The sequence below is a fragment of the Bacillus sp. MUM 13 genome, assembly GCF_001866725.1.
GTDB lineage: Bacteria > Bacillota > Bacilli > Bacillales > DSM-1321 > Peribacillus.
Map to the genome: position 1 here is coordinate 15,585 of NZ_MLYQ01000009.1, position 22,605 is coordinate 38,189.

General features: G+C 45.2%; 20 protein-coding genes. 2 read left to right on the forward strand and 18 right to left on the reverse strand.

The features are described from left to right. Positions 1 to 412: 412 nt before the first annotated feature. From BIV59_RS03265 to BIV59_RS03290, 6 genes are all read right to left on the reverse strand, one after another. Positions 413 to 1,057 carry a hypothetical protein gene (locus BIV59_RS03265; protein ID WP_071350019.1) on the reverse strand — a complete coding sequence of 215 codons (645 nt, stop codon included), beginning with the start codon at positions 1,055 to 1,057 and terminating at the stop codon, positions 413 to 415. A gap of 232 nt (positions 1,058 to 1,289) precedes the next feature. Continuing rightward, positions 1,290 to 1,802 carry an adenine phosphoribosyltransferase gene (locus BIV59_RS03270; protein WP_071350020.1) on the reverse strand — a complete coding sequence of 171 codons (513 nt, stop codon included), beginning with the start codon at positions 1,800 to 1,802 and terminating at the stop codon, positions 1,290 to 1,292. Further along, positions 1,793 to 4,162, reverse strand: coding sequence for a single-stranded-DNA-specific exonuclease RecJ (gene recJ / locus BIV59_RS03275; RefSeq protein ID WP_071350021.1), 2,370 nt, complete (start codon positions 4,160 to 4,162; stop codon positions 1,793 to 1,795). Before recJ ends, BIV59_RS03270 begins: the two co-directional genes overlap by 10 nt. A 56-nt stretch (positions 4,163 to 4,218) precedes the next feature. Further along, entirely contained in the window at positions 4,219 to 4,509 is a 291-nt protein-coding gene (locus BIV59_RS03280) for a LapA family protein (RefSeq protein WP_071350022.1), read from the reverse strand. A gap of 120 nt (positions 4,510 to 4,629) precedes the next feature. Continuing rightward, positions 4,630 to 6,876 (reverse strand): protein translocase subunit SecDF, encoded by a 2,247-nt coding sequence (gene secDF / locus BIV59_RS03285; RefSeq protein WP_071350023.1) that lies wholly within the window; start codon positions 6,874 to 6,876, stop codon positions 4,630 to 4,632. A gap of 619 nt (positions 6,877 to 7,495) precedes the next feature. Continuing rightward, positions 7,496 to 7,798, reverse strand: a complete 303-nt coding sequence (locus tag BIV59_RS03290) for a post-transcriptional regulator (protein ID WP_240501843.1) — start codon at positions 7,796 to 7,798, stop codon at positions 7,496 to 7,498. A 131-nt stretch (positions 7,799 to 7,929) separates the two neighbouring features. Here BIV59_RS03290 and spoVB point away from each other — a divergent pair, with 131 nt between their 5' ends. Next, positions 7,930 to 9,492 carry a stage V sporulation protein B gene (spoVB, locus tag BIV59_RS03295; protein WP_071350102.1) on the forward strand — a complete coding sequence of 521 codons (1,563 nt, stop codon included), beginning with the start codon at positions 7,930 to 7,932 and terminating at the stop codon, positions 9,490 to 9,492. Here spoVB and BIV59_RS03300 read toward each other — a convergent pair. Next, a complete protein-coding gene (locus tag BIV59_RS03300; RefSeq protein ID WP_240501844.1) occupies positions 9,486 to 10,130 on the reverse strand; it encodes a DUF421 domain-containing protein in 645 nt (214 codons plus the stop codon). The two genes, spoVB and BIV59_RS03300, sit on opposite strands and share 7 nt — an antisense overlap. Before the next feature lie 194 nt (positions 10,131 to 10,324). Between BIV59_RS03300 and BIV59_RS03305 the strand changes: the two genes are divergently transcribed. Continuing rightward, entirely contained in the window at positions 10,325 to 10,690 is a 366-nt protein-coding gene (locus BIV59_RS03305) for a TIGR04086 family membrane protein (protein WP_071350026.1), read from the forward strand. A 456-nt stretch (positions 10,691 to 11,146) separates the two neighbouring features. Here BIV59_RS03305 and yajC read toward each other — a convergent pair whose 3' ends face one another. The 11 genes from yajC to nadA all read right to left on the reverse strand — a co-directional run bounded on the left by yajC (position 11,147) and on the right by nadA (position 22,596). Then, the gene (gene yajC / locus BIV59_RS03315; protein WP_071350028.1) at positions 11,147 to 11,434 is read right to left on the reverse strand and encodes a preprotein translocase subunit YajC; all 288 of its coding nucleotides are present in this window, start codon (positions 11,432 to 11,434) and stop codon (positions 11,147 to 11,149) included. 32 nt (positions 11,435 to 11,466) lie between these two features. Then, positions 11,467 to 12,612, reverse strand: coding sequence for a tRNA guanosine(34) transglycosylase Tgt (gene tgt, locus BIV59_RS03320; protein WP_170846075.1), 1,146 nt, complete (start codon positions 12,610 to 12,612; stop codon positions 11,467 to 11,469). Between the two features lie 64 nt (positions 12,613 to 12,676). Beyond that, positions 12,677 to 13,705: a tRNA preQ1(34) S-adenosylmethionine ribosyltransferase-isomerase QueA gene (gene queA / locus BIV59_RS03325; protein ID WP_071350030.1), complete on the reverse strand. Its 1,029-nt coding sequence runs from the start codon at positions 13,703 to 13,705 to the stop codon at positions 12,677 to 12,679. A gap of 66 nt (positions 13,706 to 13,771) precedes the next feature. Continuing rightward, positions 13,772 to 14,773 carry a Holliday junction branch migration DNA helicase RuvB gene (gene ruvB / locus BIV59_RS03330; RefSeq protein WP_071350031.1) on the reverse strand — a complete coding sequence of 334 codons (1,002 nt, stop codon included), beginning with the start codon at positions 14,771 to 14,773 and terminating at the stop codon, positions 13,772 to 13,774. Positions 14,774 to 14,784: 11 nt separating this feature from the next. Further along, on the reverse strand, positions 14,785 to 15,399 hold the full coding sequence (gene ruvA, locus BIV59_RS03335) for a Holliday junction branch migration protein RuvA (RefSeq protein ID WP_071350032.1): 615 nt from the start codon (positions 15,397 to 15,399) through the stop codon (positions 14,785 to 14,787). Between the two features lie 291 nt (positions 15,400 to 15,690). Beyond that, positions 15,691 to 16,230 (reverse strand): intercompartmental signaling factor BofC, encoded by a 540-nt coding sequence (locus BIV59_RS03340; RefSeq protein ID WP_071350033.1) that lies wholly within the window; start codon positions 16,228 to 16,230, stop codon positions 15,691 to 15,693. 143 nt (positions 16,231 to 16,373) lie between these two features. Continuing rightward, a complete protein-coding gene (locus BIV59_RS03345; protein WP_071350034.1) occupies positions 16,374 to 17,054 on the reverse strand; it encodes a YhcN/YlaJ family sporulation lipoprotein in 681 nt (226 codons plus the stop codon). 93 nt (positions 17,055 to 17,147) lie between these two features. Further along, the gene (locus BIV59_RS03350) at positions 17,148 to 18,128 is read right to left on the reverse strand and encodes a phosphotransferase (protein ID WP_071350035.1); all 981 of its coding nucleotides are present in this window, start codon (positions 18,126 to 18,128) and stop codon (positions 17,148 to 17,150) included. Next, a complete protein-coding gene (safA, locus tag BIV59_RS23910; RefSeq protein WP_071350036.1) occupies positions 18,118 to 20,073 on the reverse strand; it encodes a SafA/ExsA family spore coat assembly protein in 1,956 nt (651 codons plus the stop codon). Before safA ends, BIV59_RS03350 begins: the two co-directional genes overlap by 11 nt. Before the next feature lie 211 nt (positions 20,074 to 20,284). Then, positions 20,285 to 21,370, reverse strand: a complete 1,086-nt coding sequence (locus BIV59_RS03360) for a nitric oxide synthase oxygenase (RefSeq protein WP_071350037.1) — start codon at positions 21,368 to 21,370, stop codon at positions 20,285 to 20,287. A 122-nt stretch (positions 21,371 to 21,492) separates the two neighbouring features. Further along, a complete protein-coding gene (gene nadA, locus BIV59_RS03365; protein ID WP_071350038.1) occupies positions 21,493 to 22,596 on the reverse strand; it encodes a quinolinate synthase NadA in 1,104 nt (367 codons plus the stop codon). Positions 22,597 to 22,605 lie beyond the last annotated feature (9 nt).

A 22,605-nucleotide genomic window follows, 5' to 3' on the forward strand; every position in this document is an offset into this window, starting at 1 on the left:
TAGTTCAACTGCCTATCGTTTGTCGGACTTTTTCGCATAACCTGACAATTTTTGCACTGGCTATCTGCATGAACGAATCCGGCTATGGGATAGAAGTTTCGCATTTTATCCAAAACCTGAGAGTGAAAAAACATTATTATTACTATTATCGAGAAAATAACAAGAGATGTAAAGCGTTTAGCTACGGTTTTCTGTATTATATGCCGATTTTTTACTGGCAAATATAATTTTTTTATAACGGAGTGCTGCAAAACCCTGCTTTTAGCCCAGGAAATGGAGGTGGAATGATGATTCGATATAGGCAATTTTAAGGTTAAAGTGAAATGACTTTTAGTTCTGTTAAAGAGATAACTAGCTTTTGATTTGAGCGAAATATCGCTGAGAACAAAACAACTTTCACAAGCATCCTATTTCACTGGGTTTTTCTGAAAAAGACTCGCCTAGATCTGGAATTCTGTATGAAACTAGCTCCTTTTTTATAATAAAACAAACATTTAATACGCTCTTTTGGAAAAACACTCGTGATCTGAGGAGCACCCCCTCGATATTTGGCTATAAATACAGGGTTTTCAACCGTATATCTTCCATAAAAATGGAAAATAAGTTCAATTAGCCCCTGATTAGAGCCATTTGCCTTTTGATTCGAGCGAAATACCGCTCCATTAGAGCCAAATTCACCTTGATTCGAGCGAAATACGAATCGGCCAGGATTCAAGCGAATATCACTGAGAACAAAAACATATTTCAGCAAGCTTCCTATTCCACTGGGTTTTTCTGAAAAGGACTCGCATAATCTGGAATTCTGTAAGAAATTAGATTCATTTTCATCACAAAACAAACATTTGATACGCTCTTTTGGAAAAACACTCGTGATCTGAGGAGCACCCCCTCGATATTTGGCTATAAATACAGGGTTTCCAACCGTGTATTTTCCATAAAAATGGAAAATAAGTTCAATTAGCCCCTGATTAGAGCCAATTACCTCTCCATTCGAGCGAAATACCCTTCCATTAGAGCCAAATCCGCCTTGATTCGAGCGAAATATTTCTAAGAACAAAACAGACTTTCACAAGCATCCTATTCCACTGGGTTTTTCTGAAAAAGACTCGCCTTGATCTGGAATTCCGTAAGAAACTAGATTCCTTTTTATAACAAGATACAATTTCAGAGCATGGCTGGCTTTACCAGGCTGCTTAATCTGCTGGAGATCAAAATCCTCCCGCTGTTAGCAGCAGAACTCTAAAAAAACAGAAAAAGCACTCCCAAATGGAAGTGCTTCTTCTTACTGCTTAGTAGGTCATCAATGTGAAAACATCGTAGCCATTTAATTTTTCTTTTCCATCCAGGTACGAAAGCTCGATAAGGAATGCGATTCCTGCAACTACGCCGCCAAGTTCTTCAACTAGCTTGATTGTTGCTTCGATTGTTCCGCCTGTAGCGAGCAAATCATCTGTAATCAATACGCGCTGTCCTGGCTTGATGGCGTCTTTATGGATGGTCAATACGTCTTTGCCGTATTCTAAGCCATAATCCACTTTCACTGTTTCGCGGGGAAGCTTGCCTTCTTTTCTTACAGGTGCAAAACCTATTCCAAGAGAGTAAGCGACCGGACATCCGATAATGAATCCGCGGGCTTCTGGTCCAACGATGACGTCAATGCTTTTATCCCGGGCATAATCAACAATCTGGTCTGTTGCATATCTATATGCATCTCCATCATTCATCAATGGAGTGATGTCTTTAAACTTGATTCCCGGTTTCGGCCAGTCAGGCACGATTGTTACAAATTGCTTTAAATCCATTGCTTTGTTTCCTCCTCAAGGTCTGATGCCTCATGAGCTAATTGACTGAACCAATCGAATAATTGCTGATAAGAAGAATAAACAAGCTCTTTTTCAAGCTCAAATTGCTCTTTCTTTCCTTTAAAAGATTCTGATTCACTCAAATCGCGTTTGCTCGCATTTTGCGCAAGCATAATTAACCCATTCTCTATTGTAACAAAATCCAGCTCAAAAAACACCTTTGAGATAAAATCAATTGTATCCCGAGACCATCCGCGGTATTTGGCGATGTCATCTCCATACCTTTTAATATCAAGCGGGCCTCTTTTTGATATATATGCATAAAACCATTTAAAATGATCACGGGTCGGCATGGTGCTTAAGAAATTTTCCTGCTGGTGGTAAAAATGTGCATAAATCCGTTCAGGCGTTTTGCCGGATATCAGCTTTTCAATCAGGCTGCGCCGCGGCGGCATGTCCATTAACACCAGGTAACTTCCCTCAAGCATCAGCTGTTCTGCTTCATGATCTTCTTTAATATGCACCAAATCATCGATTTCCTGCAAAAACGGATAATGTGTTAACGTATCTTCAGAAAAAACGACGGTCTTTCTTGATTCGGCCGGAATTGCGCTAAGCCATTTTTCTGCTCCGTTCAAGCCTCTGTAATCAAAAAGCTGCCATTGTTCCACGGCAAGATCTGCCAGGAAAATCTGCGGCTTGCGGACATTGTTCCATTCATTCACAGAAAGCTCCCCAATGACAGATACCTTAGCAAGCGGTGATAAATGGTCGAACTTGTGTCCAAGATTAAAGCCGACTCCATCAAGTGCCGTTTCATTTTTCTTAAGCTGCAGCTTTAGATGGTTTTGATTTGCGCCGATTTTGCGGATGCCTGCTATCTCTGATTTCTCAATCAGGATTTTCGGTTTGGGATTGCCCATTCCAAATGGAGCAAGCAGGTTCATTTCTTCAATCGTCTGGATGCTGATGTCTTCTATGGAAGCAATGCCGTCAAGTAAGGTGACTGGCATAAAGTCCTCTTCAGTCAGCTGTTCTTTGGCAAGCGCATTTAAGCGGCTCCTTAGCTCTGCTACATCCTCAATTTTCAGCGTCATGCCAGCTGCCATCGGATGTCCGCCAAAGTGTGGAAGCAAATCGCGGCATTCAGAGAGATTTTTAAATAAATCAAATCCCATAATGCTGCGCGCCGATCCCTTGGCAAGACCCTTTTCCCTGTCAAAGCTCAGCACAATGGCAGGACGGTAAAAGCGTTCAACAAGCTTTGAAGCTACAATTCCCACAATCCCGGAATTCCATCCTTCCTGGCCTACAATCAGGACACCATTATCCCCCGGCGGATACAGCTCTTCCACCTGCCGAATTGCTTCTTCCGAAGTCGTCTGAACAATTGCTTGCCTCTCTTTATTCATCGCATCTATTTCATCGGCAATGCTGTCAGCTGTCTCAGCATCTTCTGCCATAAGCAAATCCACAGCAGGGTCTGCATCTCCAAGCCGGCCCGCCGCATTAATGCGCGGCGCCATGCCAAAACCGATGGATTCTTCATTCAGCTCCTGCTGCTTTGTACCGGACTTCTTGATCAAAGAAACAAGGCCAGGCCGTTTTGTTTCCCGAAGCTTGGCTATTCCGCGCGCTGCAATTAGCCTGTTTTCCCCAAATAAAGGCACCAGGTCGGCAATCGTACCGATGGCTGCTATCTCCAGTAAATCTTCAGGAAGCTCTCCAAGAAGCGCATGTGCAAGCTTAAACGCCACACCTACACCAGCCAGATCCTTGAACGGATAAGGATTTCCATCAATCTTCGGATGAATAATCGCAAGGGCCTCAGGAAGCACAGGTCCCGGCTCATGGTGATCAGTGATGATATAATCCATGCCAAGCTCTTTTGCAATCCTTGCTTCCGCTACCGCAGAAATCCCTGTATCTACCGTGATCATTAATTTTACGCCTTCATCCGCAGCAAGGCGGAAGGCCATTTCGTTCGGGCCATAGCCTTCTGTGAAGCGGTTCGGAATATAAAAATCAGCATTGGCATCAAGACGGTTAAGGACAGTCATCATGACAGTCGTTGAGCTTACGCCATCTGCGTCATAATCTCCGAAAATCCTGATCTTCTCATTATTTGAAATAGCTTTTTTAATTCTGTCTGCTGCAATATTCATATCTTTCATTAAAAACGGATCATGAAAGGAATCTTTATTTGTAAATAAAAAGGACTGTGCTTCTTCAACTGTCTTAAGTCCGCGATTGGCTAACAGAGTCGCGGCCAAAGGTGTTAAATGAAGCTGTCCTGCTAATGTTTCAACTATATGGGAATCAGCGCTTTGTACGTTCCAGCGTGTTCTTGGCTTTAACATAAATTCACCCCTCAGCCTACTAATTATACAAAAGGCGGCGAGGGGTTTCAAATACATTATTCATTTAGTGAGGCTTTGCCTTCTATCATTTCGTCTTTCACAGGATACGCGTTTGCCTCTTTTTCAAGCGCCCTGATTTTTCTGCGAAGGGTAAAAATCTTCACCATGCTGATCATGCCGACGATAAACCCGCCCATCAGGACAGAACCTAATATTACTAAAATGAGGGGCGAATTTGCTTTGCCGAACAGATAATTCACGGTTACAGAATCTACATTGATAACAGCAAATATCGCTATGATAATAGCAAAAACAAGTGACAGCAAAAACATCCATTGAACCTTCATCACATTCACCCTCCCTGACAGATGATATGTAATATAGCTACCCATTCAGTACTCATCCATAAACAAAAAAAGAAAGGCCGGCACATCCAATGTGTGCTGGCCTTTCCTCTGATTTCGTTATTAAACGGTGCCTTCAGTGCTTTGTCTTTTTTCAGGTACTGTTTTCAGTGTGCCTTTTTTCTTCAATTCCTTGATCTTAAGATCGACCCAGAACTGGGAGGCGATGAAAAGGGAAGAATATACGCCACAAATCAGGCCAATCAATAACGCTAGCGAGAAGTGGCTGATTGCTTCACTGCCGAAGATGAGAAGCGCAATAACTGTGATAACCACCATCAACACTGTATTGATTGAACGTGTCAGTGTTTGGCGGATACTGATATTCACAATATCCTTCAGCTCTTCTGGAGTTTTGATCCTTTTTTTCATTCTTAAATTCTCTCGGATCCGGTCAAAGGTAACGATTGTATCATTGATGGAATATCCGATAATCGTCAGCACGGCAGCAATGAACGTAATGTCCACTTCAATCCTGAATACACTGAACAGCGTGATGATGAAGAATGCATCATGTATCAAGGCCACAACAGCCGGTACAGCCATTCTCCACTCAAATCGGATGGTTACATAAATGATGATTCCAATTGAAGCGATGATAACGGCTTTAATGGCATTTTTCGCCAGTTCCTTGCCGATTGTAGGCGAAACTGTGCTTACATTCGGCTCATCGCCGTAGACTTGTTTCATGTGATCCTTCAGACTGGAGATTTCTGATTTATCCAGAACCCCTTTAATCCGGACGATCCAGGTTTTATTGTTTTTGCCTGCAGAAACAATATCCTCTGTTTTGATATTCATTTTATCGAATTCACTTTGAATATTTTCACTTGTCACAGGATTTTTAGCAGTGAACTCCACGCGGGATCCGCTGCTGAAATCAATTCCAAGGTTCAGCTTGAACACGAACAGGAAGATAATCCCGATGATCGTTACACCAATGGAAATTCCGTAAAACACTTTGCGGAACTTTACGAAATCAAGTTTATCAAAGTGTGTCGGCATTGACATTGTGTCAATTTTTTCATTCAGGCTGTGAATGTCCTTCTTGCGGACACCGAACCATCCTGGACGTTTATTCACCACTCCGCTGTTCACCCACATGCCAAGGAACCATCTTGTTCCATAAACAGCCGTGATGAAGCTCATAAGAATGGAAATCATCAATGTAGTCGCAAATCCTTTTACAGAGCTAGTACCGTAGAAAAATAATACAGCTGCTGCAAGGATGGTTGTTAAGTTTGCATCAATAATGGTCGTAAGCGAGTGCTTGTTTCCTTCGGCAAAGGCGGATTTGATTGTCCGGCCGATCCTTAGTTCGTCCTTGATCCGCTCGTAGGTGATGATATTAGTATCAACTGCAATACCGACCCCGAGTATCAATGCGGCGATGCCCGGGAGCGTCAGCACAGCATTCATCCAGTCGAACACCACAAGGGTAAGGAAGATGTAAATCGCAAGCGTAACAACAGCAATAAGTCCTGGCAGACGGTAGTACACAAGCATGAACAGGAAGATGGCAGCTATGCCGATAATTCCCGCAAAGACCGTTTCATGCAGGGCCTGCTGTCCGAACTGTGCTCCAACAGATGTGGAGTACGTTTCCTTAAGGTCTACAGGCAATGCACCTGCATTCAATAAGTCAGCAAGATCTTTTGCTTCTTTCAGTGAAAACTGGCCAGTGATCAAAACCGTATTCTGGTTGAAAACCTGGCTTACCCGAGGATCGGAAATCATGTTATCCTGGGTTTCTTTTTTCTTGATTGAATCTTTTCCTTCTTTAAAATCCATCCAGATTGCCAGGATATTCGTCGGTACTGGCATGGAGGAAATTTTTTGTGTGACCTGTTTGAATTTGTTTGGATCCTTAAGCGTTACTTCTACGACAGGATCGTTATCCTGAAACGATTGCTTCGCGCTTTTAATATCAGCGCCTGTCATCATTTCTTTATCGTTGTAATCACGGAATGAAAGTTTTGCGGTTGTGGACAGAATTTTACGTGCATTATTCTGGTCCTTCACGCCCGCCAATTGAACGCGGATTCTGTCATTTCCTTCAATCTGGATGCTTGGCTCGCTGACTCCGAGAACGTCCACACGCTTTCTGAGTGCTGTAGCGGCACTCACCAGCTGCTTTTCATCCGGTTTCTTTCCGTCAAGCGTCTTAACCTGATAAAGCACCTCAAAACCGCCCTGAAGGTCAAGCCCAAGCTTGACTTTGTCGAGCAATCCCTTTGTTGTTGTGCCCATCCCTGTGAAAATCAAGATCGCAATCAGGAAAAACGCAACGAGTCTGCTTCTTTTTACCATTATGTAGTAGGCCCCTTTCTTTATACGCCTTATTCTTCCGGTATTTAATGATGGGTAAATCACCACTAAACACCATGATGTTCTGATTAGGACCTGCCTGACCAAACTTAAAAGCGTATCATAAAAAACAAAATATCTATCCTAATAGCCCGTAAAAACAAGGCTTGTACCACAAATTCTCTTTTTTTGCCAAAAAACGCCCGCAACATACTCATTATGATTCAATTTCAAAAGCCTGTCAATTTAAGATTATCTATAAAGCGGAAGCGCCTTGTTCAGCTCGTGAAGCAAATAGGGTTTTGGCCTTGGAAGGCGCTCTTTGCCTTCTGAGGACAAAACATCTTTTGCACAGCGAGCTAGGCGCTGCAGCTAGATTACATAAAAAGCGGAGGCGTGCAGAGGATCAAAGACTAAGAACACCGCGTCCTGCGGTAACGTCTTTGTGACCCCCATCCTGGGGGCCTCCGACCTGCATAAGGCGCGTAAGAATAGAAGGCGCTCTTTGCCTTCAATTCCTGCGTAGCTTATGACCCATTGGAGCCATGCCGAAAAGCAATGTATATAAAGTTGGAACATGGGCTGCTGCGATTTCTGCTTAGCTCCTTTGTGGCGTCCAGCTCTAGTCCCTGAACAGCTCAGCAAGCTCTTCCAGGGAATTTCCGTCGAGGAGGCTTGGACCTTTGTAGGCTTCTATGGTTGTGAAGGTCATGAAGGTGCCTGGGGCGAGGGACAGGATGTCATCCATAATTTCATAAATGTGAATGTCTTCAATTGGCTTTTTCCATTTTTTCTTGATCAGGCATTGCCAGATATCTTCTTCCTTCACTGAATCGAATCCCAGCAATTGCAGTTCCTCTTTTTTATTCTTCAGCGCTGGCAGCATCTGCCCGTAATAAACCTGATACGGATGCTCTCCTTCCACGGCCATACCCTCTTTCATTTTAGGGTGAAAAGCAAGTTTTTTAAGTCAGCTTGTCATGCTTTGTCCAGCTTCATGCATATAGATAATTGTATATGATATCAGCTTTTTTGAGAAGGCAGGGATTGGATAAGATGTCAAAATTTTTAAAAGGGACGCTGATTCTGCTTTTAGCCAGTTTAATCACTCGGGTATTGGGTTTTATCAATAGAATTGTCATCGCCCGGTTTATTGGTGAAGAAGGCGTTGGCTTATATATGATGGCACTTCCGACTCTGTTTCTTGTCGTGAATATCACCCAGCTTGGCCTGCCTGTTGCTATATCGAAGTTTGTGGCAGAGGCGGATGCCAAGGGCGATGAAAAGAAAATCAAGAAAATCCTGATAGTGGCCATTACGTGCACCTTTTCACTTTCGATGATTTTCACTCCAGCCATGCTTATCTTAGCGCCAAAGCTCTCCGATACGCTTTTCACTGATTCGCGCACGGTCTGGCCATTAATGGCCATAGCACCGATTGTGCCTATTATTGCGGTATCGTCTGTTATCAGGGGATATTTCCAGGGAAAGCAGAATATGAAGCCATTCGCCTTTTCACAGGTGATTGAACAGATTGCCCGGATTACCTTTATTGCCGTTTTAACAAAGGCGTTTCTTCCTTATGGAATTGAATTTGCAGCTGCAGGCGCAATGTTTGCCTCTATTATCGGGGAATTGGTATCGCTGGTGTATTTGATGACTGCATTTAAATTAAAGAAGCATTTTAAGGTCAGAAAGAATTTTTTCGGTATGGTGAAATCAGGAAAAGGGACATTCCAGGAATTGATGAGCATCGCCCTTCCCTCAACAGGCAGCCGGTTCATCGGATCTCTGGCATGGTTTTTCGAACCGATTGTAGTGGCACAAAGCTTGGCACTTGCTGGTGTCTCTGCCTCCATGGCAACAAGGCAGTATGGTGAGCTGACCGGATATGCACTTCCGCTTTTGATGCTGCCATCGTTCGTGACCACATCACTTGCAACCTCGCTCGTTCCTGCCGTAAGCGAGGCAAATTCCAGAGGAGATGTTTTGCTTGTCGAGCGCAGGCTTCAGCAGACATTAAGAATTACCTTCGTCACCGGTTGCCTTGCTGTTGTCTCGATGTTTGTTCTGGCAGAGCCGATTCTGCAGGTGATGTACGGATCATCCAATGCCGCTGTCTTCATAAAATTCCTGGCTCCTTTTTTCATTTTGTTTTATTATCAAATGCCTCTGCAGTCCATGCTACAAGCAATGAATCTGGCAAAGTCAGCCATGTTCAACAGTCTTGCAGGAGCGATTGTCAAGATTGCCATCATCTGGCTGCTCGCTTCAAAAGAGAGTTTCGGAATCATGGGAGCCGCAATAGGGATTGCTGTCGGAACGATTTTGGTCACTTTCCTGCACTTTACGACCATTATTAAAATCATTCCCTTCACACTGAAATTCCGGGATTATGCCGCGCCGCTTGCAATAGCCTTTGCCGCTGGCTGGTGCGGTGATTATACATACAGCACGCTGCTTTATGGAGAACCCCTAGTGCCGCGTCTGCTTCTATCTCTCGCTGTCATCACCATCGCCTATACTTTTTTATTGCTTTTGACAGGCGGAATCAAAAAGAAGGAATTGAAGCGGATACCTGTTGTCGGAAACCTGCTCTCTAAATTAGCCTTTCACTGACTGTCAATATACAGTTTTCCATCAATACAGGTACAAAATGAAACCTGTTCGATGGAATGATAGCCTTGCCTGTTCAGCTGCTGCAGAAGCCACTTTTCATCCTTATGCAGCCTGGATAGGCTTTTTTCCTGTATCACCCCGTCTACGATCAATGGAAACGGCGAAACCTTTTCCTGCTTTTTCTCCTGTTTCTTTTCGATCACAGAAAGCTGGCCGGACGGCTCCAATATCGCATACTCCACATCCCCGATATTGAGGATATTTTTTTCACGAAGCTGTGAAAGCAGATCATCGAAATTATAGCGCTGCTTCCTCATCACATGTTCGTCTATTTTACCCTGGCTGATAATGATCGAAGGCTTCCCGTCGAGCACCTCCCTGAACTTTTGGCTTTTCAGAGAAAGTAAAGCAAGGGTAATTTGAATAATCATCAAAAGAACCATAGGCAAAATGGATTTTACTATCGGCATATCCGGGTTCTCAATAGAAAGGACAGCCATTTCTCCGATCATGATAAACACCACTAAATCCATGATGCCTAATTCACCGATTTCCCGCTTTCCCATCAGCCTGAAAATAACCATCATCACAAAATATAAAACAAGGGTCCTTATTACCACTCCTGCATATTCTACCACTTTGAAAAACCTCATCTCGTTTTGGCATCGATATGATTAGAATGGCTGGTTTTTCAGGAATAATGCGTGTTTAAACTTACCATTCCATTTGTTCTAAAAAAATGACCCCATGAATATGCTTGTACAAAGACACATATAGCGTGGTGCTCAGAATAGAGGCTTGAAGGGAGAGGAAAATCATCGAAACAAAAAAGATGGGTTCAGCAATTTTATACGGTGCGGGTGTCATCTTCGTCCTCGCAATTATTTCGAGCTTTATCTTCTCGATTCTGCTCCGATTTACAAGCGTGACCGAGACCTCACTCACGTATATCATTATGGCTGCTTCGTTTATTTCCCTTTTTATCGGAGGATTCATATCTGGCGGAAGGGGCAAAAAGCAAGGCTGGATGCTCGGGGGAGGAACTGGGCTTCTTTATCTTATTATCATTATCCTCTTTAAATATCTTGGACACGACTCCCTCTTTTCACTGAAAGAATGGATTTATCAGGGCTGCTTTATTTTAACGGCCATGATGGGCGGCGTGCTCGGGGTCAACTTAAGCTCCAATTCAAAGTGATTTTTTCGGAAAATCATCAATTGGCTCGAATGCAGGGGTATTTCGCTCTAATCAAACCCGATTTGGCTCTAATCAGGGCTGATTTCGCTCTAATCAAGGCTGATTTGGACCAATTATCCATTTTTATGGAAATTACCCCTTGCATTAAGAACGGAGAACGCAGGCTTAGCAAACGCCCCAGCGTCAGGAGCGCAGAATCTACAGGGCTCTGAACAAAAAAAGGCTTCTTTTCTTAAAGATTGTTGTTTTTTAAAATTAAATGAGGTTGATCGGAGCGAAAGACGCTTGACTCCTGGGGGATTAGCGTTACAGGCGAGACCCCGCAGGAGCCAAGCGACGAGGAGACTCGGCGAACGCCCCCCGGAAAGGAAGCGTCTGTAGCGGAAATCTACAGACAACTCTTAAAAAAGCATAAAAAAAGACGGCATCTTTTCAAAAGATACCGTCTTTTTTATGTTATACCAGTTCCTTTTTTTCCGGAGCGCTCTCCGTTACTTCACGGATAGCTGAGCGATCGTATGTAAGTCTGCTTCCATCTCCGCAAAGAACGACGATTTTAGTTTCGTCAATAGAGTCGATGCTTCCGTGCAATCCGCCGATCGTTACGATTCTGTCGCCCTTTTTCAGGCTGCTTTGCATGTTAGAAACGTTCTTCTGGCGCTTTTGCTGCGGACGGATCAATAAGAAGTAAAACACAACAAACATTAAAATCAAAGGAAGAATTGTGCCTATGCCTCCACCCATCATGTATCTCTCCTTTCAATTATCATTATGAGTTAAAAGTTTTTAGCGTTCGGTTTGTTGAATCCGTAACGTTCAAAAAATTCTTCTCTGAAGTCACCAAGACGGTCCTCGCGGATGGCTTGTCTGACCTGTTCCATTAAGTTTAACAGAAAATGCAGATTATGATAAGTCGTAAGTCGAATTCCGAATGTTTCTTCACAACGAATTAAGTGGCGGATATACGCGCGGCTGTAGTTTTGGCAAACATGGCAGCTGCAGTTTTCATCAATCGGGCCAAAATCACGTGCATATTTGGCATTTTTGATGACAAGGCGCCCATTCGAGGTCATCAGTGTCCCGTTTCGTGCAATCCTTGTAGGAAGCACACAGTCGAACATATCAATCCCTCTGATCGCACCATCAATCAGCGAATCCGGAGAGCCTACTCCCATCAGGTAGCGCGGCTTGTTCTCAGGAAGAAGCGGTGTCGTAAATTCAAGCACACGGTTCATCACATCTTTCGGTTCACCGACAGATAAACCGCCGACAGCATATCCAGGGAAATCAAGAGAAGTCAGATCCTTCGCACTTTGCCTTCTCAGGTTTTCGAATTCTCCGCCCTGCACGATTCCGAACAGCCCCTGGTCAGAAGGGCGCGCATGCGCTTCAAGGCAGCGCTCTGCCCAGCGTGATGTACGCTCAACTGATTTTTTCATATATTCCTCAGTTGCCGGGAACGGCGGGCACTCATCAAACGCCATCATAATATCCGAGCCAAGCGCATTCTGGATCTCCATTGCCTTCTCAGGTGACAAAAAGAGCTTGTCTCCATTCAGATGGTTTCTGAAATGTACGCCTTCTTCTTCAATTTTGCGGAATTCACTCAGGGAAAAGACCTGGAATCCCCCGGAATCAGTAAGGATGGCACGGTCCCAGTTCATAAACTTGTGCAGTCCGCCCGCTTCCTTGATGATTTCATGGCCGGGTCTTAGCCACAGGTGATACGTATTGCTGAGGATCATACCTGCGCCCATCTGCTTTAAATCCTCAGGTGCCATTGTTTTAACAGTGGCAAGTGTTCCTACAGGCATAAAGGCCGGTGTATCAAAAGAGCCATGTGGAGTATGGACCCTCCCAAGCCTGGCACCTGTTTGTTTATCTTTTTTTATAAATTCATAACGTATTGCAGTCAACGCAATAACTCCTTTCGTGAAAAACAGCCAAACCGTAAAGAAAGGCTAACTCGGATTTAAAGACAGGCAATTACTTAATCAGCATAGCATCGCCAAAGCTGAAAAAGCGGTATTCTTCGCGCACGGCCGTTTCATAAGCATTCAATACATGCTCACGTCCTGCCAGTGCGCTGACAAGCATGATCAGCGTTGATTTCGGCAAATGGAAATTCGTGATCATTCCGTCAATACCCTTGAATTCATATCCCGGGAAAATAAAGATACTTGTCCAGCCGCTGTCTTCTTTAAAGACACCATCGTTTTTCGAAGCAATGGTTTCAAGCGTTCTTGTTGATGTCGTTCCGACGGTAATAATTCTGCCGCCCTGTGCCTTCACTTCATTCAAAAGCCTTGATGTGCCTTCGGTCATTTGGTAAAATTCCGAATGCATTTCGTGTGCATCAATATCATCCACACTTACAGGCCTGAATGTGCCAAGGCCGACGTGAAGCGTAATAAACGCGATATGTACACCCATTTCCTTAATCTCTTCAAGCAAACGCTCTGTGAAGTGCAGCCCAGCAGTCGGTGCTGCCGCTGATCCGCGCTCTCTTGCATACACAGTCTGATAGCGGTCCTGGTCATCGAGCTGTTCCTTGATATAAGGAGGAAGCGGCATTTGGCCAAGGTCCTCAAGTATTTCATAAAAAATCCCGTCATATTGGAAATCAAGAATCCGTCCGCCATGATCGAGTACGCCTGTGCAGACAGCTGTCAGCTTTCCGTCTCCGAAAATGATCTTTGAGCCTACTTTAATTCTTTTTGCCGGTTTAACAAGAGTTTCCCAGGAATCGCCGTTTTCCTGCTTCAGCAGAAGCACCTCGATTTTGCCCCCTGTATCATCCTTGCTGCCAAAAAGCCTGGCCGGAAGCACTTTTGTATCGTTCAAAACAAGGCAGTCACCCGGTTTAAGATAGCTTGTAATATTTTTAAATACTTCATGATTGATGCTGCCTGTTTGTTTATCGAGAACCATCAGCCGGCTTTCTGCCCTATTTTCCAACGGAACCTGTGCAATTAAGTTCTCAGGCAAATGAAAATCAAACATATCTACTTTCATGCTGTTCCTCTTCTTCCTGTTTGCAGTTTTTATTCTCAGGCATTTGCTAAAAAGCCTGTTTCCCTTTTACGGAGAAGGAAGCTCCATATTAAAATGGCGGCAGGCAAGGTCTGTAATCAGCCTTCCCCTTGGAGTGCGCTGAATGAATCCGATCTGCAGCAGATACGGCTCATACACATCTTCAATAGTATGCGACTCCTCGCCGATCGTGGCCGCAATGGTTTCAAGGCCGACTGGGCCGCCGCGGAATTTTTCAATAATCCCTTTAAGTAATTTATGGTCAATATGATCAAGTCCTAAACGGTCAACCTGCATCAATTCCAGAGCATAATCCGCTAGCTCCTCTGTAATCGTGCCATTTCCCCTGACCTGGGCAAAATCCCTTACCCGCCGGAGGAGACGGTTTGCAATCCTCGGCGTGCCCCTTGACCTTCTTGCTATTTCACCGGCAGCGCGGACATCTATATCCGTATCCATGATTTCTGCGGTACGGACAACGATTTCCTTCAGCTGCGGCTCTGTATAATACTCAAGCCGGCTCATGACGCCGAAACGGTCCCTTAGCGGTGCCGAAAGAGAACCGGCTCTTGTTGTCGCCCCAACGAGCGTAAATGGCGGCAGGTCAATGCGGACAGAACGCGCAGCCGGTCCTTTGCCAATGACGATATCCAGGCAGAAATCCTCCATCGCCGGATACAGCACCTCTTCAACCGCCCTTGGAAGCCTGTGGATTTCATCGATAAACAGCACATCCCCCGGTTCAAGTGCGCTTAGAATGGCGGCGAGATCTCCCGGCCTTTCAATTGCAGGCCCTGAGGTGGTGCGGACATTCACGCCCATTTCATTGGCAATGATGACGGCAAGGGTCGTTTTCCCAAGTCCCGGCGGTCCATATAAAAGCACATGGTCAAGCGTTTCTTCCCTCATTTTCGCGGCCTCGATAAAGACGCTGAGGTTAGCCTTCACTTTTTCCTGGCCAATATATTGTCTGAGTGTTTGCGGTCTAAGGCTTTGTTCAAAGGATTGTTCGCTTAGGTCGGCTTCCTGGCTGAAAACTCTCTCCTCCATATCTCCACCCCTTATTTTAACATCAATTGCAGCGCTTTTTTAATATATTGTTCAGTCGTTAATTCTTCCTTGCCTAGTACCTTTGCAACCTTCTGGACTTCTTTTTCAGAATAGCCGAGCGCCTTCAGGGCAAGTACCGCTTCTTCCAGGTCTTCAAGGTATCCGGCAGCCCGCGCCCCTTCTGCAAGCTTATCATTGAAGAGGCTAGGGAAATAATCCGGCACGATGTTTTCTAGCTTCCCTTTTAAATCAAGAATCATCTGGCGTGCTGTTTTCTTGCCTACACCCGGAAACTTGACAAGGAAGGTTTCATCTTCATTTTCAATCGCCTGGACCACCTGATCCACCTGCCCGGACGCAAGGATTGCAAGTGCACCCTTAGGCCCGATTCCCGTTACATTCAGAAGCTTTGTGAACAAAGCCTTTTCTTCTCTTGCTTCAAAACCATATAGCGCAAAAATATCCTCGCGCACATGGTGATATATGAAAATCTGGACCTGATTATGCAGCTTTGACGAAAAAATAAAAGGATTCGGCGTCATCACCTGATATCCGATTCCCCCGTTTTCCACCACAATGTATTCAGGCCCGATATAATCTATTGTTCCTTTAATATAATCATACAAATCGCTTCGCTCCCTGATTTTGCTGTACCTCTCATTGTACCATACCACACCTTGAAAGTTGAGAAAAGATTGGGAAACAAACACGAAAAAGCGGAACACCTTCATGTCCGCTTTGCTTTCTCTTCTTTAATATGAAGGACTTATTCGCTGCTGCGGCAATTGGCTCGAATCAGCTGGGATTTCGCTCGAATGCTAGGTGATTTGGCTCGAATCACTTATGATTTCGCTCGAATCACCGCTGATTCGGACTTATTTTCCAATAAACTGGAAATTATCCGCACCATCACAGCCCTATTTTTTAGATTTCAGGACGGAATAAGGCTTATACGCTTCTATTACTTCTTCATAATGATTTTTATTCAAAATAGGAATGCCCTTTAGCAGTTCTTTTTGATGATAAGAGTCAAGACGGCCTAAATCAATTTGGAAAAAAGAATGGATGATATTCGGGTGATTATCGGGCCTGCCATTGAATATGGAAAGTGTCCCATCCTCTGATATGCCAAAAAACCCATTAACCTTCATCAAAGGTGAAATGTCATTTTCCTGCTTTTTGAATACCATTTCGTCTGAATTTTGATCCACGAGCTGCCAGTCTTCGTACTTGGCCCAAAAATCCTCCATGGACAAAATGGTTTCATTTACAATCTCTTCGCTCACTTCTCCGTCTAAATAGTGCCTCTTGAGAATGACTTTCCTTTCAAGCGGCTCCTTTATGAATTGAGTTGCTTCCTTTTCAGAATGAGATGGCTTTTCCGCGCCAGCTGCCAGCGCACCGGAGGCCGAAAGTCCAATAATCATCACGAACAGTAACAGTAAACGGCTCTTCATCTCCAATCACCTCTTCTTTAGAAAATGGAATACCTTTTAGCCCTAGTTTGGCCAAAATAAGAAATTTTATCCGGCTAAAAAAAGTATTTTACCAATTCGCTAAAGCAAAAGCCCGGCATCTCATCAGGATGCCGGGCTCGGTCTTATTGAACGTGGTTTTTATGAAGATCCAGGTTGTCGAACAAATCCTGCGCGTCCAAAAGGACCATATCTCTCGGGCCGCCGTCGCGAAGGTCATTATCAAGTGAAATCACCCTGTAGTAAAGGCCCTGATCACTTACAACAGTCAGCTCCCTTTTTCCTGAAAGCTTATTTATCTTGTTTCTCACTTCTTTTTTAACATCAGAAGGAGACTGATTATTTTTAACGAGCAGGGTGACCAGTATCCGGTCACGTGTAATAATTGCCCGTGAATCTTTTACACCGTGAACGGAGTTGGCTTTTTTTACGATGCTGTCAACAAGCGCACCTTCATAGGCTGTATAATACGAGCTCCTTGTTCTTTGCGGAATTCCTTCATGATTATGATAGTTTCTGTCTCTTGTGCTGAAATCATTTTCCTGGTCTAAGTTTCCGCTGTTATAGCCAAGCGGCACAGCAGGGTTTCCCAGATTCCCCAATCCGTTTCCCTTATTGCCTGAAGATCCAAACAAGGGTGCACGGTCACTGATGTTCCTCGCCAGGTTATCTTTTGCTGTCATGTTCTTTTGGGATTTGACGGCATCCGTATTTTTCTGGCCGTTCTCAGCTACATTTCCAGCAGAACAGCCGGCTAATCCTGCAGCAAGCATCATACAAAGCGGCATCGTCCAACGTTTTCTCAACGGCAAAACCCCCTTCGCAAAGTGAGATAAAACGTATCTCCCTAATAGGATTCATGACGGGGGGCTGCTTTATACTGACACTTCACACCAGATTTAAGCTCCGCTGCATTCCAGGATTTTTTTCGAGATACCGGCATTCATTTTCATTCTTTTTGGATATTCTTCAACGGTCAGCTTCCAGATATGATGCAGCTGTGCCCCGTTTCCGAGCTGATTTTCGCGAATCAGCCTGTTCCATTCTCTGAACACATCTGCAGGATAGGTAAGTGCATATAAAAAGGCTGTATTGTTTCTGTACCTGTTTATTTCAGGATACAACCATAATTCTTCTGCAGGATTTTCCAGATAGCTTAAAATACGATTGCAATACTGCAGAACATCCATCATGGCTGGAGCGGATGAAATTAAGTCAAAGTCAATTAAAAACAGCTCTCCTTCCTTACTGCGCAAAAAATTATGGTGTGCACAATCTCCGTGGATGATGATATTTTCATCAGACTCAAGATCATATTGATGGTCTCTCATCCCCTTGAGTGCCCATTCACCCCAGCTGAGCCAGCTCTTCAAGATGCTTTCAGACACATACCGGGAAACGGTCTGGAAATTTTGCCTGAAAGCCTGCAGACGTTCCTGCCATTTATCGATTTGCCGAAAACGGTGGATGCGCGCTGAAAATTCCCTTGGAAGCTGCGAGGAAAAAGCATGGAATTCGTCCAGCAGCCTGAGTCCCTCACTCCGGTCTCTGCTGTTTGAAAAGTGAAACGGCCTGCTCGCGGGCTTTAAGTACTGAATACATCCAAATACCCCGTATTCATAGTAAAACGGGGGAATGTCGTATATATCATATGTTTTGTAAAAACCTCTTTCTTTCAGCAGTGCGGTGATCAGCTTTTGGTTTTCCCAATCTCCCGCAGAATCAAAACGTTTTAAAATCATCGGCTCTGTATTATGGCATTGCAGGATGAACACATGGCTTCTTACATGGTTCAGCGATTTAAGGAGAATCCCATTTTCTTTTAAATAAGACAGGAGACGAGTGTAAAATACACTGTCTCCCCCATAGTTAAAACTCATCGCTTTCATCTGCATAAACCGGCATGCCATATGCTGGCATTGGGCTGTTTCCATCAAAGAAAGGCCCAGCGTATGGATGATCCTGACCTAAAGGCTGAAAAGGGATTCCTTCTCCTCCAAATTGCGGCTGGCTGAATGGAGCCTGCATCCCGTCAAATGCCGGGTTGCCAAACGGCCTTCCGTCACCCATCTGCTGAACGCCGTACATTCCTGGCTGAGGTCCCATTTGAGCGCCTCCATACATGCCCGGCTGACCTCCCATTTGCGGGCCTCCGTACATGCCCGGCTGAGGTCCCATTTGCGGGCCTCCATGCATTCCCGGCTGACCTCCCATTTGCGGACCTCCATGCATTCCCGGCTGGCCTCCCATTTGCGGACCCCCATGCATTCCCTGCTGACCTCCCATTTGCGGGCCTCCATGCATTCCCGGCTGACCTCCCATTTGCGGGCCTCCATGCATTCCCGGCTGACCTCCCATTTGAGCGCCTCCATGCATTCCCGGCTGGCCTCCCATTTGCGGGCCACCGTGCATTCCTGGCTGAGGTCCCATTTGAGCGCCTCCATGCATGCCCGGCTGACCTCCCATTTGCGGGCCTCCATGCATTCCCGGCTGACCTCCCATTTGCGGGCCTCCATACATGCCCGGCTGGCCTCCCATTTGCGGACCTCCGTGCTGGCCATATGGTTCCATTCCATGTCCTGGCATACCGGAATGTTCCTGTCCGCCTCCATGCTGCATATATTCGCCAATCGGCGGATATCCTCCTGGACCCGGGTTTCCGTCATGTCCCGGATTAGCATATTGCGGATAATGCCCCATAGACGAGCCGTATCCATCAGAAGATTCTCCAGGTCCGCAGCCACAGCCGCTCTGCGGTTTATATTTCGGCTCTTGATAATACTTCGGCATCGGCGGTCCGAAGTGCTGATTGCTGCCGTGATGGTGATGCATCATATCACTTGAAGACTCGGATGAAGACTCAAAATGATGATGCATGCCATGTGGCGCAAATTGGGCGTTCGCTCCCTGGACCATCGGGCTGCCGTAGCCAGGCTGTGTTCCGCCGTAAAAAGGCTGCTGGTAGTTAGGCATGATGTCAGAGGAGGACTCGTATCCATGATGGTGATGCCCATGCTCCTGCTGATAGTGCTGGTATGGCTGGTACAGCCCGCCTTGAGGATATGGCGGCATATTCATTGCATGATGATGTTCGTGCATATGTGAGGACGAGCTTTCTTCATAATATGGATTCATTGTCGCTCCCTGCACCTGCTGCATGGGCTGTATTGGCTGTATCGGCTGTATTGGCAAGCCATATGACCATGGCTCAAAACCCATCGGCGGGCAAAAGCCGCTTCCAGGCATGATCGGCGTCACAGGTACACATTCTGGCTGCTCCATTACCGGCATTTCCACAGGCTTTGGCGGCAATACTTCCGGACTTTCTATTTTAACCGGCTTGATCTTTTTGGGTGCAGGCGGCTTTTGCACACTCATGTTGGCCATATTGACCATATAATAATTATTTATGTCGATTTCCGGCATAACCGGCTGCGGAACAGGAACTTCTTTTATAATCGGTTTTTCCTTAATGATTGGTTTTTCTTTCACGATTGGCATTTCTTTTGGAGCTGGCGCCATCGGCTTCGGGGGAACCTTCATTTCCTTAGGCTTTGCTATCGGCGCTTCCTTTACCGGCGGTTTATACTGCTGGACCGGCTGCTGATGGGGCTTAGGAGCCTCCTTCACCGTCCCGTGCCCTGAATGTGCCGGTGCTTCTTTTTTCACTCCGGCAGATCCCGGTATTTTAATTTTCATGCCCGGCATCATCATATCCGGGTTGCTGAGCTGGGAATTTACTTGCTTGAGCTCTTCAAAACTGACACCGTACTTCTTTGAGAGCTTCCAAAGTGTATCGCCCTTTTGGACTATATGAATTTTCACGCTGACAATCCCTCCTGTGCATATGTCCATATATACTATGAAGCATTAGGCAAATTGCTATCATTTTCCTCAAAACTTATGCGAAAGGAACCTTTTTTATGATGCTGTCAGGGAGTTTCGCGCGTAAAAAATATTTCTTCCTGATTCCGCTTTTATAGGCATCCATAAAAAAAGCCCGCAGCATCCGTTCAGGAGTGCTCCAGGCCTTTTGTTATAAATCAGGTTTGCTTTGATAAAAATAATTCGGTGTTTTGATTTCATTTTTATATGACTGATGGAAAATGTGGGTGGCTGCTGGAGAAATGGGCGGAATGAGCCATGTCCAGTCTCCCGTCACTTCCCTTTCTTTTGCCTTTTCTCTTTCTTCAAAAAGCTTGAACTGATTGGCCGCTGTATGATGGTCGACAATTGAGACCCCTGCCTTTTTATAAGAATGCAAAACAGCTGCATTCAATTCAACCAGGGACCGGTCTTTCCAAAGGGTACTATTCCGGTTTGTTTCAAGCCCCATTAAAGCTGCCACTCGAGGGAGCATATTATACCTTTCCTCATCAGCCAGATTCCTTGCCCCTATTTCCGTACCCATATACCAGCCGTTAAAAGGAGCGGCAGGGTACGAAATGCCGCCTATTTCCAGTCGCATATCGGAAATAATCGGAACTCCATACCATTTCAGCCCCAGATCCTCAAACCATGGATATTCCGGATGTGTTACATCCACCTCTTTTACAAGGCTTCGGGGTATTTCAAATAACTCAGGAGAACGGCCCCCCGCACTAATGACGAGGGGAAGCACATCAAAGTGCGTATTCCCGCCCTTCCATCCAAGCTCAAGGCACTGTTTTGTGAACGGGATGGAAGCAGGATCTCCAAGAATCCCTTGTTCTGTTTCATATCCTGCATAACGGATCAGCTGGTGATTGTGAATGCGGACTCCGTTTTCTCCTTCTTTTGCAGGCTTAAAGATCGAAATTGAAGGACGGATTGCACCGCCGTTCGTCGCAAATTCTATATGCTTTTGCAAGGCATCGTTTATGTCACCGGCTGCAGTAAGCTCCCTTTGATCAAATACGTTCAGGCTTTCCCAAAACAGCCTTCCAATACAGCGGTTGCTGTTTCTCCACGCAAGCCGCGCTCCGTATTCAAGCTCCTCATAGGTATGCTCATAAAAACCATCTTCTTCAATAGCCGCTCTAATTTCTGTAATGCGGCTTTGTATTTCTTCTTCTGATTTACCCAGCTCTTCATAACTGCTTTTAATGAAGGCCTCTGCTTCGTGTAAGAGTGCTGTATCCAAATTATGCTGCCCCCTAATTGCTGTTATGTTGAGAGTATCATAACAGCATGAAAAAGGTAAGCAAGGTCCATGGATCATCGAACATTGATTTCTATATAAAAAGTTTCTATACCCGTGAGTTCTTATGCTCTTTCAAGCATTCTATTTAGTGCTAATACTGCATCATCCGCAATCTGCTTATCCACGCTTATCACATTAACCGGATTTTTATCCAAAATCGATTCGAGTGACCACAGCAAATGAGGCAGATCAATTCTGTTCATGGTAAGGCATGGGCACATATTAGGATTCAGCGAAATAATCTCTTTATCCTGATGATGATTCATCAGCCTTTTGACCAGATTCATTTCTGTTCCGATTGCCCATTTACTGCCGGGCGGCGCATTTTCAATCATTTTGATGATATAGGAGGTAGATCCATTATAATCAGCGGCTTCAACCACTTCCCTTCTGCATTCAGGATGCACAATGATATTCATGTCAGGCTGCGTGGCGCGCAATGCATCAATGTTTGAGACAGTAAAATTTTCATGGACAGAGCAATGCCCTTTCCAGAGCAGCACCTTGATATCGGACTTCCCTTCATCCTCAAGCACATCTTTTACCGGATCCCAGACATTCATGGCATCAAGCGGAATCCCCAGATCAAACGCTGTATTCCTGCCAAGATGCTGATCAGGCAAAAATAATATCCGCTCTTTCTGAGATAACGCCCATGTCACCATTTCTTTTGCGTTGGATGAAGTAACGGTCGCTCCTCCATGTCTGCCGACAAACGCCTTAATGCTCGCTGTTGAATTTACATATGTCAGAGGAATGATGGTATCACCGTATATATCCTGAAGCTTTGCCCAGGCACGTTCTGTCTGGCTGATATCTGCCATATCCGCCATGGAGCAGCCTGCCCTCATATCAGGAAGCAATACCACCTGATTTTCATTTGTCAGGATATCTGCCGTCTCAGCCATAAAATGAACGCCGCAGAACACGATATAGTCCGCATCTTTGTTCTGCGCAGAAAGCTGGGCCAGCTGAAGGGAATCACCGGTATCATCCGAAAACATGATCACTTCTTCTCTCTGGTAATGGTGGCCGGGGATATAAAGTGAGGTACCGAGCAGCTCTTTAATCTCCCTGACCCGGGTTTCCATGGCTTCTCTGCTCATTGTCTTATACTTATCAGGCATCATTGTGCTTTGTTTTTGGGCAAGTTCTAATATGTTCATAGTAGCCTC